Source organism: Flavobacterium frigoritolerans (genome assembly GCF_025847275.1).
In the GTDB taxonomy this organism is placed as follows: Bacteria; Bacteroidota; Bacteroidia; order Flavobacteriales; family Flavobacteriaceae; genus Flavobacterium; species Flavobacterium frigoritolerans.
The window spans coordinates 141643-156665 of sequence record NZ_JAOZEV010000010.1; the positions used below are offsets into that span (position 1 = coordinate 141643).

Annotated in this window: 17 protein-coding genes; 13 read left to right on the forward strand and 4 right to left on the reverse strand. The window is 32.0% G+C overall.

Translation table 11 applies throughout. The features are described from left to right. The first annotated feature begins 7 nt into the window (after positions 1-7). The 13 genes from OIU80_RS13605 (at position 8) to OIU80_RS13665 (ending at position 9500) form a co-directional block, all read left to right on the forward strand. Positions 8-556 carry a hypothetical protein gene (locus tag OIU80_RS13605; protein WP_264287550.1) on the forward strand — a complete coding sequence of 183 codons (549 nt, stop codon included), beginning with the start codon at positions 8-10 and terminating at the stop codon, positions 554-556. A 28-nt stretch (positions 557-584) separates the two neighbouring features. Beyond that, the gene (locus tag OIU80_RS13610) at positions 585-965 is read left to right on the forward strand and encodes a VOC family protein (protein WP_264287551.1); all 381 of its coding nucleotides are present in this window, start codon (positions 585-587) and stop codon (positions 963-965) included. A 54-nt stretch (positions 966-1019) separates the two neighbouring features. Beyond that, a complete protein-coding gene (locus tag OIU80_RS13615; protein WP_264287552.1) occupies positions 1020-1778 on the forward strand; it encodes a hypothetical protein in 759 nt (252 codons plus the stop codon). A gap of 46 nt (positions 1779-1824) precedes the next feature. Next, positions 1825-2217, forward strand: a complete 393-nt coding sequence (locus OIU80_RS13620; protein WP_264287553.1) for an ACT domain-containing protein — start codon at positions 1825-1827, stop codon at positions 2215-2217. 173 nt (positions 2218-2390) lie between these two features. Then, positions 2391-2903, forward strand: a complete 513-nt coding sequence (locus OIU80_RS13625) for an anthrone oxygenase family protein (RefSeq protein ID WP_264287554.1) — start codon at positions 2391-2393, stop codon at positions 2901-2903. Between the two features lie 329 nt (positions 2904-3232). Continuing rightward, positions 3233-3991: a methyltransferase domain-containing protein gene (locus OIU80_RS13630; protein WP_264287555.1), complete on the forward strand. Its 759-nt coding sequence runs from the start codon at positions 3233-3235 to the stop codon at positions 3989-3991. Then, the gene (locus tag OIU80_RS13635; protein ID WP_264287556.1) at positions 3978-4481 is read left to right on the forward strand and encodes an SRPBCC family protein; all 504 of its coding nucleotides are present in this window, start codon (positions 3978-3980) and stop codon (positions 4479-4481) included. The genes OIU80_RS13630 and OIU80_RS13635 overlap by 14 nt, the downstream gene beginning before the upstream one ends. A gap of 201 nt (positions 4482-4682) precedes the next feature. Continuing rightward, positions 4683-5483 carry a class I SAM-dependent methyltransferase gene (locus tag OIU80_RS13640; RefSeq protein ID WP_264287557.1) on the forward strand — a complete coding sequence of 267 codons (801 nt, stop codon included), beginning with the start codon at positions 4683-4685 and terminating at the stop codon, positions 5481-5483. Between the two features lie 28 nt (positions 5484-5511). Then, a complete protein-coding gene (locus tag OIU80_RS13645; protein ID WP_264287558.1) occupies positions 5512-5937 on the forward strand; it encodes a DUF3995 domain-containing protein in 426 nt (141 codons plus the stop codon). A gap of 48 nt (positions 5938-5985) precedes the next feature. Further along, the gene (locus tag OIU80_RS13650; protein ID WP_264287559.1) at positions 5986-6441 is read left to right on the forward strand and encodes a GyrI-like domain-containing protein; all 456 of its coding nucleotides are present in this window, start codon (positions 5986-5988) and stop codon (positions 6439-6441) included. A gap of 225 nt (positions 6442-6666) precedes the next feature. After that, positions 6667-7239, forward strand: coding sequence for a Crp/Fnr family transcriptional regulator (locus OIU80_RS13655; RefSeq protein WP_264287560.1), 573 nt, complete (start codon positions 6667-6669; stop codon positions 7237-7239). Between the two features lie 78 nt (positions 7240-7317). Then, positions 7318-7764, forward strand: coding sequence for a carboxymuconolactone decarboxylase family protein (locus OIU80_RS13660; RefSeq protein WP_264287561.1), 447 nt, complete (start codon positions 7318-7320; stop codon positions 7762-7764). Positions 7765-8072: 308 nt separating this feature from the next. Further along, positions 8073-9500: an L-serine ammonia-lyase gene (locus tag OIU80_RS13665; RefSeq protein ID WP_264287562.1), complete on the forward strand. Its 1428-nt coding sequence runs from the start codon at positions 8073-8075 to the stop codon at positions 9498-9500. Positions 9501-9716: 216 nt separating this feature from the next. Here the strand turns inward: OIU80_RS13665 and OIU80_RS13670 are convergent, their stop codons facing one another. The 4 genes from OIU80_RS13670 to OIU80_RS13685 all read right to left on the reverse strand — a co-directional run bounded on the left by OIU80_RS13670 (position 9717) and on the right by OIU80_RS13685 (position 14941). Beyond that, on the reverse strand, positions 9717-11435 hold the full coding sequence (locus tag OIU80_RS13670) for a cell wall metabolism sensor histidine kinase WalK (protein WP_264287563.1): 1719 nt from the start codon (positions 11433-11435) through the stop codon (positions 9717-9719). A 149-nt stretch (positions 11436-11584) separates the two neighbouring features. After that, positions 11585-12712 (reverse strand): sensor protein KdpD, encoded by a 1128-nt coding sequence (locus OIU80_RS13675; protein ID WP_264287564.1) that lies wholly within the window; start codon positions 12710-12712, stop codon positions 11585-11587. Between the two features lie 97 nt (positions 12713-12809). Continuing rightward, positions 12810-13886 (reverse strand): porin, encoded by a 1077-nt coding sequence (locus OIU80_RS13680; RefSeq protein ID WP_264287565.1) that lies wholly within the window; start codon positions 13884-13886, stop codon positions 12810-12812. 488 nt (positions 13887-14374) lie between these two features. Then, a complete protein-coding gene (locus tag OIU80_RS13685; RefSeq protein ID WP_264287566.1) occupies positions 14375-14941 on the reverse strand; it encodes a K(+)-transporting ATPase subunit C in 567 nt (188 codons plus the stop codon). Positions 14942-15023 lie beyond the last annotated feature (82 nt).

The following is a 15023-nucleotide window of genomic DNA, read 5'->3' on the forward strand; positions in this document are numbered from 1 at the left end:
AAAAAATATGCCTGTAGATAATTTAAATTTAGAAATCCCAAAATTGATTTTTAATGCAAGTGGTGAATTAATAATAATCCCTTCCCCTACTTCATCCAAAGATGATTTTGATTTTTTTCAGGGGAAATCAAATATTATAAATAAAAAACTAAAATACCGATTCTCGGGTTGTACCGATTGGATTGAATTTCCATCGACTCAACAAATGTATAAGGTCCTAAATGGAATTGGTAATATCGATAATTTTCTTGCAGAGTTTGATGGCAAACCTTTTGAAGGAATGACAGTACGATTATTTAATCCAGAAACAAATTTGTGGAGTATTTATTGGTCAGATTCAAATACCGGAGTTTTAGACAAACCAGTTATAGGATCATTCGAAAAAAAAGTAGGTCATTTCTTTTCAAGAGATATCTACGAAGGAAAAAAAGTCATCAATGTATTCCGTTGGGATGCAAGAGATAAAAAAAATCCAATTTGGAGCCAAGCGATGTCTGCCGATAATGGAGAAACTTGGGAATGGAATTGGTATATGTATATGACCAAAGTGAAATAATTAAAAAAGAACTCCTCTTAAATTAAACATGAAAAACAAATTAAATCCTGTTGTCTATTTTGAGATTCCTGTAACCGACATAGAAAGAGCCATACAATTTTATACGGCAGTCTTTAATTTCGACTTTGAGCGAGATATTATCCATGGTAACGAAATGGCGTTTTTTCCTCTTATCGAAGGTAATAACGGAATTTCGGGAGCTTTGGCAAAAGGAGAAATATACATCCCTACAATAAACGGAACTCTTGTATATTTTAATACCGAAGATATTGATGCAACTTTAAATCTTGCTGTAAAAAATGGTGCTGAAGTTTTATTTCCAATAACATCAAATGGTGAATATGGTTCTGTAGCCGAATTTAAAGATTGCGAAGGAAACAGAATTGCATTGCATATGGCTAATAAATAAAAATATAGTCTATTAAAAAGAAATACAAAAAGAAACGATACTTTAATAATCAAAATGGAAGCATTAAAACAGAATGAAGTACCTACTCAAAAAATTTATAAAGACCGAGCAATCTGGGTTGGAACATTTTTAGGTGGACCTCTTGCCGCAGGTTATTTAATAGCCGAAAATTTTAAGGTCTTTAATGAAACTCAAAAGGCAAAAATAACATGGATAATTGCAATTATAGCAACAATAATAATTTTTAGTGGAGTCTTTTTAATTCCTGAAGATGTAAAAATTCCAAATCAGATAATCCCCTTAATATATACTGGCATTGCTTTTTATTGTGTACAATATTATCAGGGACAAAAAATAAATGAACATATAAATTCTGGTGGTGCATTTTATGGTGGGTGGCGAACAATTGGGATTGGATTCATTGCCCTTTTAATCACATTTAGCATTATCATTTGTGTCTTATTGTCTACAGAAACAGGGCAACTTAATCAAGTAACAAAAAAATATGGGGCTGCAGAGAATGAAATTATTTATGAAGAAAACATTCAAGAAAGTGAGGTTAATCAATTAGCAGAAGCTTTTGAAAAAACTACCTTTTTTGGAGATACAAACATAAAATATGTATTCTTAGCAAAAGATAATTCTACTTATGAAATTTTCATTTCTTGTGATAAATCAATTGAGAACGATTATGAAACGCAAGGGCATTTTATGCAACTAAGAAATGAAATACAAATTGAGTTCCCTAATAATAAGATTGTATTTAATTTAGTAGCAGAAGGTATTGATAATGTTGCAAAACGAATCGAGTAATAATTTCCATAATAGCATAATCTAAAATAAAAACAATCCATTAAAAATGTCTGGAGAAAAAGATTTAGAGAAATTACTCAAAAGCATGAAACCCAAACACAATGTTGGCGATTATGTTTTTTGCACCGCACAAAGTCTTGAAAATATAGCTATCAAAGATATTGTAATGTCATTTACAGAAAGCGAAGGCATTACTTTAATCTTAAAAAAGGAAATTGCCGACGAGCTAAAACTTGAATATTCAGTTGTAATGTCGTGGATAACACTTACTGTGCATTCCTCATTAGAAGCTGTAGGTTTAACTGCCGCTTTCGCGAAAGCATTATCCGATAATAACATTAGTTGTAATGTTGTAGCTGCATTTTATCACGACCACATTTTTGTAAACAAAAAAGACACAGACAATGCCATGACTATTTTAAATAAATTTTCAGAATAGAGTTAATCCATATTTCATGACAACAGATATCATAGAAATAAATAACTTCGTCGTTTTAATCGAACAAGCGAATTAAAAAAAATAATTCTTTTAAAACAAATTTTAATCCACTTAAAACAAACAACTTATAATCAATAGTCCTAATTTTATTATGTTAATTAAACATCATAATCATGGAACCATTTATTATCGACACAAAAACTATTGTTTTATTACTTACTACATTATTAACTGGACTTTTGGCTGGAATCTTTTTTACTTGGTCAAATGCTATAACTCCAGGTATTGGCAGGCTTGATGATATTAATTATCTCCGCGCATTCCAGAACATGAACAGGGCTATTGTAAACCCATTATTCTTAATTATAATTATGGGGCCTGTGTTTTTATCTTTTGCTACATCATATCTCTATAAATCCCATCATTCTTATATTTTATGGCTATTACTTATTGCCGCTATACTATATTTTGTAGGCGTATTTCTGGTAACAATCATGGGAAATATTCCACTAAATAATCTTTTAGACAAAACCGATTTAACCAATATTTCTCTAGAAGATGCAAGAATTTTAAGAGATAAATTCGAACTTAAATGGAATAACCTGCATTTGGTTCGAACCATTACATCTGCACTATCCTTCTTATTATTAATTATGGCGTGTTTATTTAGAAACAGTAACTTTTAATATTAAAATAAAACAATATAATTATCATCGTTTTTTTACTAAAAAATTACACTGGATTCTTGTTGCAGAGGTTGTTACTATTGTATACTTTTATTGGAAATTAAAGATTAAAACCAAAGTACAAAACATATAATTAATTTTTAAATCAGTACAAACAATATAAAGTTTAAGTAAAACAAAGGCTTTTTTATTATCTATATTGAGTATTTGATATTCCTAATTGTTTCTACAATGATACTTATAATCGTTGTGCTTGCTTTTAGGATTTTATAAAAGCAAAGGCTAATACTTTTAGATAACTAATAACCATAACTTACAAATTAATTATTATGGCATGGAATCCTGAAAAATACAACGAGTTTAAAACACTTCGATACAAACCTTTCTTTGATTTGGTTGCCCATATTGTGGATAACCCAAATATGAAAGTCATTGATTTAGGTTGCGGAACTGGAGAATTAACCAATATGCTCTCCGAGAAGTTGACCAATCCTTCTGTAAAAGGTATCGATTCCTCCAAAGAAATGCTCGAAAAAGCCAAAGAATTTACCTCGATACAATTTGATCAAAAAACAATCGAAGAACAAATTAATACGGGAGAAAAATGGGATTTAGTTTTTGCAAATGCATCAATACAATGGGTTGATAATCACGAAGCATTATTTCCTAAAATTATATCACTATTAAATCCAGAGGGGCAATTGGCAATCCAAATGCCTTGTCAGAATGAGAATTTACTCAATCAAATCGTAATCGAATTGGTACAGGAAGAACCATATAAGAGCGCATTAAATAATTGGAAACGATTTTCACCCGTACTTACAATGGATGATTATGCCCAGATTTTATTCGAAAATGGCGGTACAGATATAATCATTTACCAAAAGGTATATCCGATGATAGCCAACTCTCATGACGAATTATATGAGTTTATTTCGGGCTCTACATTAGTTCCTTATTTTGAGAGATTAGAAGGAGCGATAAAAGAACAATTCGTACGAGAATTTAAAAACAGAATCGAAAAAAGGTTTAGTAAAACGCCATCATTATATGCGTTCAAAAGAATACTTTTATATGCAAGATTCTAAACTAGAACTAGAAAAAAACAGCAATATGAGTAGCAATCCAAAATCTGTAGAAGCCCAAATGCTGATAAGAAAACCAGCTGAAATTGTTTTTAATGCCTTTATAGACCCGAATGTAACCAAAAACTTTTGGTTTACAAAAGGAAGTGATAAACTAGCCGTTGGTAAACACATAATCTGGGAATGGGAAATGTATAAAGTATCGACAACCATTTTTGTAAAAGAGATTATCAAAAATGAGAAGATTTCTATCGAATGGAATGAACCTAAAACAACCGTTGATTTTGAATTCAGAAAAATAACTGATGATACAACTTATGTAGTTATCAAAAATTATGGTTTTGCTAAAGAAGGAGATGAACTCTTAAACATAATCAAAGACGCTACAGGCGGATTTACCACAGTTCTCGACGGACTAAAAGCCTATTTAGAACATAATATCAACCTGAACCTTATAGCCGATAAATTTCCGAAAGAAGCTTTCAATAAATAAAAAAAACGCAAAGGTTTTAAAATATTTTTAATCTCTGGCAGAAAAATTAACCGCAAAGAGCGCAAAAGTTTAGGCAAAGTTCGCAAAGTTTTAAATTAGTGAAATTCGAAGCTAACTGCTTTTGAAATCATTCTAATCTTTTTATCCCGATAACTATCGTGAGTAGCGAAAAAAATAATTATTAATTCATGACCGAAAAAAATGAGCCTAGAAAACAATTATATAGAGGTTAATAAACAATCCTGGAACAGCCGGGTTGAGTCACATCTTAAATCTGACTTTTATGATTTAGAAGGTTTCCTAAAAGGGAATACTTCATTAAACAGTATCGAATTAGAATTACTAGGAGGTATAAAAGGAAAATCAATCCTGCATTTACAATGTCATTTTGGTCAAGACACCATTTCTTTGGCAAGACTTGGCGCAAATGCTACAGGAGTCGATTTATCAGACAAAGCAATCGATAGTGCAAACAAACTTGCTAAAGAGGCTAATGCATCGGCTTCATTTATTTGTTGTGATATTTATGATTTACCAAACCATTTAAACCAGAAATTCGATATCGTATTTACAAGCTATGGCGCAATTCCTTGGCTACCCGATTTAGACAAATGGGCAAAACTAATTTCAGGTTTTCTTAATCCAAATGGTAAATTAGTCTTTGCCGAATTTCATCCTGTCGTTTGGATGTTCGATGATAATTTTGAAAAAATAGGATATAATTATTTCAATTCGGGAGCAATAATAGAAACTCAAGAAGGAACCTACGCCGACAAAAATGCACCAATACAACTCGAATATGTATGTTGGAATCATGGTATGAGCGAAGTTATAAATAGCTTAATTAAAAACGGACTTGAAATAAATTCCCTAAATGAATATGATTATTCGCCCTATAACTGCTTTAATAATACCATAGAATTTGAACCAAAAAAATACAGAATAAAACATCTGGACAATAAAATCCCAATGGTATATTCGATAGTTGCCACAAAAAAATAGTAACCTCAAAATTATAACTCATCACATTATGCAAACAACAATTGGATCAATTCTAGTCTTAATTCTTCTATTCCTAGCTGGAATTCATATTTATTGGGGATTTGGCGGAAAATGGGGAAATGATGCCGCAATACCAACAACCGAAAACAATGAAAAAGTAATCAATCCAAAACTAAAAGAATGCATGGTAGTTGCAATTGGATTACTTAGTCTTTCGGTTATAGTTTTAATAAAATCAGAAATAATAGCCTTTAGTTTACCTAATTGGTTACAAGAATATGGACTTTGGGTTATTGCACTATTATTTACCATAAGAGCAATTGGCGAATTTAAATACGTGGGATTTTTCAAAAAAGTCAAAACCACAAAATTTGCACAAATGGACACAAAATACTTTTCTCCATTATGTTTATTAATTTCGATTTTAGCAACAACATTAGCATTAACAGCGTAATTTATTGCGCTACTTTTACACAGAATAACAATATAATTTGAAATTAAAATGGAATTAATTACAATCGAAGAATTTTTCATTATCGGGTTATCGATAAGAACGACCAATGAAAATAACCAATCTGCAACGGATATTCCAGCGCTATGGAATAAATTTATGACTGAAAATACAATCGAAAACATTCCGAATAAAATAGATAACTCAGTCTATTCAGTCTACACCGAATATGAAAAGGATTATACAAAACCATACACTACAATTTTAGGTTGTAAAGTTTCAAATTTAGACAATATCCCAGCTGGAATGATTGGAAAAACTATTGCTAAAGAAACCTACAAACAATTTACAGCCAAAGGAAATTTAGCAGACGGTATTGTAATCCAAAAATGGATAGAAATTTGGAATACTGATCTCAACAGAAAATATACTGCCGATTTTGAGATATACGGAGAAAAAGCATCCAATCCTGAAAGTGCCGAAGTGCCTATTTTTATAGCTATTTAATAAAGTCATAACTGGTTGGATATAATTTCTGGCAAAAAAATTAACACATACAAACATAGATTTTACACGCTCAAAAAGGCGTTTCACTTATTTTAAAAACACAGAGCTATGCGGAAGAAATGTATTTTTTTTTCACATTCTTTTTACATAAAAATTTTATGTTTCTATGTGTTAAAAAATAATTATACGCAACAACTTATACTATTGTTAAAATAAAAAATAATAATGCAACCAAACCTAATTGAACATATAAAAAAGTACGTCGAACTAAACGATGAACAAACCCAATTAGTTTTGGCTAATATCAAGCCCATTACCCTAAAAAAGAAAAGTTATTTACTAGAAGAAGGGCAAGTATGTTCCTCACTTTATTTTGTCGAAAAAGGGTGTTTGCGGTTCTTTTTTATCAATGATAAAGGAACCGAACAGATCACACAATTTGCAATCGAAAACTGGTGGATTTCCGATTATATGAGTTTTGATACACAATCGCCATCACAATTTTATATTCAGGCAATCGAAAATACCGAAGTATATGCTTTTGATTATCACAATCAAGAAAAAGTTTTTAGTCAATTACCACAACTAGAACGCTACTTCCGACTTATTTTACATAGAGCCTATTCGGCTGCTCAATTGCGAATGAAGTATTTATACGATTTTACAAAAGAAGAAAGTTACCAGCATTTTATTACCAGATTCCCTGAGTTTGTGCAACGCATTCCACAATATATGTTGGCATCCTACTTAAACCTTACTCCCGAATATTTAAGCGAGATAAGAAAAAACACACCATAATTTCATTTCTTAAACCAGCTTAAGATTTTTTATTATTTCTATAAATATCTTTGCTTAATAATTTAAAACAAAGAAATCATGAGCAAGAGAATTAAAATTGCACAAACCCAACCAGCAGCAATAAAACCATTATTGGATTTGAATACTTACTTAGACTCAACTCCTTTAACTCACACGCACCACGAATTAATAAAAATTAGAACATCGCAAATAAATGGTTGTGCTTATTGTATTGATTTGCATACAAAAGATGCCCGCAAATATGGCGAAACCGAACAACGCATTTATTTATTAAACGCTTGGAGAGAAGTTGATTTCTATTCTGAAGAAGAAAGAGCAATTTTGGCTTTGACTGAAGAAATTACCTTAATAAGCAATGGAGGAGTTTCAGACGAAACCTATCAAAAAGCAGCTAGTTTATTCGATGAAAATTATTTATCAAATATTATAATGGCAATTATTACTATAAACGCTTGGAACAGAATTGGTGTAACAACCGAAATGAAACCTGCCTTGAATCGTTAAAAATTAAAAGCTTTAAACCATTAAGAAATTAAGAAAATTAAGGATTAAAACGTAATGGAACTTAATCTCTTAATGGTTTATTAAAAACAACATTTCTTTCTTATTTAACTGGATTTTCCTACTTGTTGTTGTTAAAAGCTTAATTTTAAGATAAACAGAATATTATAATTAATCTTTTTCACATTATTATTTTATTGCCAAATTATTAATATTAAATACAAATTTTAATAAATATGCAACATTAACAAATCTTCGTTTCAAATCTTTGCATTATTCAATTATCTTTGTGATAACAAAATTATAGTATAATGGAAGAATGTATATCGGTATTTGATATGCTGAAGATTGGTGTAGGACCTTCAAGCTCACACACCCTTGGACCTTGGCGTGCAGCAGAACGTTTTCTTGCTGAATTAAAAAGTGAAAATCTGTTTTCTCAAATCACTCGTGTCAAAGTCGATTTGTATGGTTCTCTTTCTTTAACGGGAAAAGGTCATGCTACAGATTTGGCAGTTATGTTAGGATTAAGCGGTCAAGATCCCGAATATATTCCTATAAGCGATATTGCAGGAATCATCAAATCTATTGAAGATACCAATACAATTAAACTTGGAAACGAGATAACCATTCCGTTTTTCTTTTTACAAGACATCATTTTCAATAAAGAATTCTTGCCTTTTCATGCCAATGGTTTAAAATTTACGGCCTACGCCAAAGATGACTCTGAATACGAGTCAATCTTCTACTCTATTGGTGGAGGATTCGTGGTAAAAGAAGAACGTGAAAATGCTAAAATAAAATCGGAGATAAAATGTGCATTTCCGTTTCCTATACAAAATGCAGCAGAACTTTTAAATTATACGATTGCTCAAAACAAAACCATTTCGGAAATTGTTTATGAGAATGAAAAATCGATGCGTTCTGAAGAATTCATTAATAACGAATTAATGCGTATTTGGAGTACCATGCTCGAATGTATGTATATAGGTTGTCACTCTGAAGGAATACTTCCGGGTGGATTAAATGTACGTCGTAGAGCCTTTGATATGCACCAAAACCTCATCGGTTTATCTAATTATAATTCTCCACAAACGTGGCTAGAAGAAATAAGAAAAACTGAAGTTAAATTTCGTCAAATCCTAAAATGGGTAAGTTGTTTTGCACTTGCAGTAAATGAAGTAAATGCAGCTTTAGGACGTGTAGTTACTGCGCCTACTAATGGTAGCGCTGGTGTAATTCCTGCCGTTTTAATGTATTATTTAGTGATCGAAAACCATAATGCAGGCGAAAAAGAAATCAAACAATTCTTGATGGTGGCTGGCGAAATAGGAAGTATCTTCAAGAAAGGTTCTACCATTTCTGCAGCAATGGGAGGTTGTCAAGCCGAGATAGGTGTTTCATCATCTATGGCAGCAGCAGCACTTTGCGAATTAATGGGCGGAACTCCAGCACAAGTTTTAATGGCAGCCGAAATCGCTATGGAACATCACTTAGGGTTAACCTGTGATCCAATTGGAGGTTTAGTACAAATTCCTTGCATCGAAAGAAATACAATGGGAGCTATAAAAGCTATCAATGCTGCCGAATTAGCTCTGGAAACTGATTCCAAAAATGCAAAAGTGCCTCTCGATAAAGTTATCGATACTATGTGGCAAACTGCAAAAGATATGAACTCAAAATACAAAGAAACCTCTGAAGGAGGATTAGCTATTGCCGTTAATATGGCGGATTGCTAGTTTTAGTTTTTTAGTATTCAGTCGCAGTTTTCAGTCGCAGTTTACAATTGTTTGCGAGTAAGAAGTATCAGTCGCAGTTATAAAAAAGTGTTCAGTTGCAGTTACAGTTTTCAAAAACTAAAAGATTGCACTGAACACTTTTTTATTTTATAGATTTCAATCACTGAAAACTGAAACTGGTACTGCAACTGAAAACTGCGACTGAATACTAAAAAACTACGCTTTCAACAATTTAAACCAGAAAGAACTTCCTAATCCCAACTCACTTTCTACGCCAATTGTCCCGTTTTGTGCTTCAATAAATTCTTTACTTATAGACAAGCCAAGTCCCGTTCCCGATTTATGACTTCCTGGAATCTGAAAAAACTTATCAAATACTTTAGATTTATAATGACTATCGATTCCTTTACCAGTATCGACTACTTCAAAAACAATCTGATTTTTTTCTTTTTTCAGTTTAACTGTAATACTACTTTTTTCATAAGAATATCGAATAGCATTCGTTAAGAAATTAATCATAACCCAAGTCGTTTTTTCTGAGTCTGCTTTAATATCTGCCAAGTTAGCTTCGCTATCAATAATCAAATCTATTTGCTTTTGCTCCGCTTGCACTTTTACCGCTTCAAGAGCATATTCTATAATTTTATACGGACTGCATTGCCCGATATTAAGTTTGATGTTACCTGTTTCTAATTGTGCCATATCTAGTAATTCTCCTGTAATTTTCAGCAAGCGCTGGCTATCATCTTTAATACTATCAATTAGTTGTTTTTGTTCCTCATTTATAATCCCCGTATTCGGTTTTTCTAATAACTGAAGACTTAATTTTATTGATGAAATTGGCGTTTTTAATTCATGCGAAACCGTTGCAATAAAGTTAGTTTTAGCAAAATCAAGTTCTTTAAACAGTGTAATATTTCGTAAAATAATTACATCTCCAATATTAATCGTTTTGTCCTCACCAGTTGGTGTAATTGTAATATTAACGGTCTCTTTATCAAAATAACTTTCTTTACCATCAGCAAAAATTTTCATAGGGTGCGCTTTGGTACTTTCCAGATCATTGATGATTAAAGATTTCATCAAATCATTTTTTAGCGCCAGCGTTGTAGCTAATTGCCCAATCACATCTTCCGATTTCATTCCGATAATCTTAAGCGCTTCATTATTTACAAATAAAACTTTCCCCTGATTATCAAGTCCTATAATTGGGTCATGCATATTATTTATTAAAGTCTCCAGTCGTTTCTTTTCAAATGATAATTTATACAAATTACTATCATGATATTCCTCGAGTTTTTCGGCCATCGTATTAAATGATTTTGCTAAATCACCAAATTCGTTATGATTCATAAAATGCACTCTTTCCGAATAGTTTTTATTAGCAATTTGCTTAATACTCTCTGTCAATTCTTTAATTGGATTTGCAATATTATTGGGCAAATTAATTAGCAAATTAAAAGCAATCAGAAAACAAAGCGTACCAACAATTGCAATCGAAAAATTAGCCGTTTCGGCAGTTTGTTTGGCAATATCACTTTTCTGTTTTATAGCGTTCATGTTGAGTTTCATGATTGCAAAAATATCCTGACGTATCTGACTTTTAACAGCCTGATCATCCCAGTTATTTTCTAATTTATTAAAACTCATTTGTAAATTAGTCGTTACCTTATCTTCTCCGGCTTCGGTTACATTGATAATTTGTTTTTTCAAATTGTCTTTAAAAACAACAATTGCTTTATCTTCATTACCACTTATTTCATCAAGCGAAGTGAGCATATTTCTAGAATATTCCAATGTATTATAATTGGCTTTCAAAATATTTTCGGTGTCTTCTTTTATCAAAAAAATATAAAAGGCACTCACTAATGCAAGGATAATTATCATTAAAAATAATAGTCCCACGCCCAAGTTTAATTTCGTTTTAATTTTCATTTCCTATGATTTACAAAACATTTTATTTTTTATCTAAGTACAATTTTCTTCAACCTGCTTAAATGAACTTACATAACTTATATGGTTATTCTCGCCTCTAAAATCTATTATCTCGCTTCTCCAAATCTTACTTCTCAATATCTCAATATCTAAGACAAAATTACAAGATCAACATTCGATAAAGAAAGACGACTCAATAAACGCCTGAAAATCGATGTTGACAAAATTACCTTAAAAAAGTTAAAATGAGGTTTTCCAATACAAACCGTTGTAATTTCTTTTTGCTCTACAACCTTCAGCATAGTATCAGTAATATTAGTGCTTTCAATCTTAATTACTTCGGCACCGAGTTGAGTAGCCAATTTAAAATTATTAATTAAATGCCGTTGTTTATCCAATGCTATTTTATCGCTGCTTTCCTTTGGTAACTGAACATACAAAACATACCAATCGCTATTGTAATAACTAGCCAATCGAGCTGTTTTTCTAATAATATTCTTTGCCGTTCGGTCATTACTACTTATGCATGCTAATAATTTTTCGTGTCGCAGCGCCTGAGTTTTAGGAACTTCATTTTCTACTTTTCGCACCACTTGGCTTGCTACTTCTTTAAGAGCCAATTCTCGCAATTGCAAAATCTGATCTGCCTTAAAAAAATTATTCAGAGCCGTCTGGATTTTATCGGCTGTATAAATTTTCCCTTCCTTCAATCGGTCAATTAAATCCTCCGAAGTCAAATCGATATTTACAACCTCATCTGCCAATCGTAATACATTATCAGGAATTCGTTCCTTAACATCTACATTCGTAATCCGTTTTACATCTTGATTTAAACTCTCGATATGCTGAATATTAACTGCCGAAATTACATTTATTCCAGATTCCAGAATCTCAAGAACATCTTGCCAGCGTTTTTCATTCTTACTGCCTTCTATGTTTGTGTGTGCCAATTCATCTACAATAACCACTTCTGGTCGTAGATTAATTATTGCCTGCACATCCATTTCCTCCAATTGCTTTCCTTTGTAAAAAATAGAACGACGCGGAATCACAGGCAAACCATCCAGTAATTCATGCGTTTCCTTACGATTATGCGTTTCTATGTACCCAATTTTTACATCAATTCCGTTTCTCAATAATGTATGCGCTTCCTGTAGCATACGAAAAGTTTTGCCTACACCAGCACTCATGCCAATGTAGACCTTAAACTTACCTTTACGGGATTTCTGAATTAAATCGAGAAAGTGCTTAACATTATTTTCCTTTTCGTTATCCATATATTTTATCTGTAAAAAAAGATGAAAAAAGTTAGAAGCAAGATGCCAAAATAATTATAAAATAAATTTTGCCTCTTGCTTCTGACTTCTAAATAATCTAAAGAGTAATTGCCAAAGATGTCGTTATAAATACGTTACTATCAGTTGGGTTATTATTTTTCAAAAAGATATCATCTTTACTATTCAAAGTTCGTGCTTCTAATCTAAATATCACATTTTCTGCAGCCAAATAATCAAAATTTGCCGAGAAACCGTAAGTCTTAAAACCATTAGGAGTATCAGTTGCAATAATAACACCTTTTTTATCCTGATAATACTCTCCTCTTGCGGCAACCATAATTTTATTTGTTGGTTTATACTGCGCTATAACAATTGGAGAATACCAAACATCATAGTCAGAACTTCCGTTAGTTGCTTGCTGTACTCCAATGTCAAAACCTGCAATCAAATTTACTTTTTCAGACACTTTAAACTGTCCATAAAAATCATTAAAGTATCTCCATTTTCTTTCCACATCCGGTTGTTCATTCCCAACATAAGTACTCCAGTTTAATGTAACTGCCGAATTTGGTTTATAAGTAACCTGAGATCCAAAAGCTGGGGTTTGATTTCCCTCAACTTTCTGGATACGTTGCCATCCATTTAAGTACATTACTGCCAAATACCATTTTTCACTTTTAGATGTATATCCTAACTTTACACCCGTTTCATAATACGGAGAATTTTCAGCCAGAATACTTCTAGTCAAAGTCATACAATCTTTACCAATAGCACTTTCAAAACCAATGTGCGAAGGCATAATTCCTGCATCAACCCAAAGATTGTGCTCTTTTGAGATTTTTACTCCCACATTAGCCTCATATACATTTTTTAGCAATCCTTGTTCAGCAGCCATATTATATTCGGCGTAAGTTCCAGCCATAATGGCAAAATTCCCTCGAACATTGTCTTTCGCATAATTCACTTTTGCCAAACCTAAATTTAGGTTTACCTCATTGTGTTTGTTATAATTATAAAGAAAGCTTGGACGAGTATGATTCTCAGGATTTCCAAAATCATAACTGTAATAGGCATCTATATATCCCGAAAACGTAAATGGACTTTTAGATTCTTCCTGAGCATTCATTGTTGTGTATCCGAAAGCTATTAAAGCTGTAAGTATTATTTTTTTCATTTTATAAGGGGATTCAAACCTGACAAGTTTCTATAACCTATCGAGTATAATTATTTTTTTTTATTAGTTTTTTTAGGAGCAATCCCGATAGTTTTTGGGACCAACTATCAGCTATATCTTTTCCTGGCTAAAGAAGCCAGAAAAGGATACCGCTTCTTCCGATAAATATCGGAATTGGGCTAAAACACTTGGGGCAACAAGGGCTTTAGTTCTCCTAACAGGCTTCCTAAACCTGTTAGGTTGTAAAGGGCAAACTCAGATAAAGCAACTACAAGTTTATCTCTATTTTGTCCGTAAATTTTCATACCTACAAGGCACTAGAAACCTTACCAACAGATATTAAAATCTGTTAGATTTAGTATTAATCATTAATATTTACAAATGTTTTTTATTATCCTAACAGGTTTTTAAAACCTGTTAGGTATTACCTTAATTTAGCACCGATAATCATACCTACAAGTTTTTAAAAATCTTGTAGGGACAAAAACCTAAGAACCTTTTTTAGAAAGTTCGTCAAGAGCAACATTCAATTCCAGAACATTCACCATTGCAGTTCCCATAACCTTAGGAGTATTAATTTTAGATTCAACCAAAGCTTTAACTTTATCTTCAGCTAATTTTCTTTCTTTAGCAACCCTTTTCACTTGTACCAAAGCACCTTGAGGTGAAATATTTGGATCTAAACCACTAGCTGAAGCCGTAACCATATCAGCAGGAATTTCCGATTTTATTAAATAAGGATGAACGATTAAAAAAGTATCAATTCTTTTTTGAACCACTGCTAAGTAATCAGCGTTACTTGGTCCTTTATTACTTCCACCACTACCAGCAGCATTATAATCTACCGCCGAAGGACGACCCCAGAAATAATTAGGCTTGTCAAATTTCTGACCTATTTTTTGATACCCTACCACTTTACCATTAACCGAAATAGTTTCTCCTTTACCTTGATTAGGTGCAAACTGAGCAATTCCATAAATTGCCAAAGGATAAATAACTGCAAACAGAACCACCGTAAGTAGGGTAAATTTTACTATTGAAAATATATTTTTCATTTGAATTTTTTTAAAGGTTCTAAGGAACTAAGTTGCTAAGATTCTAAGTTTTTCTCTCAATCTCTTAGCTACTTAGCACCTA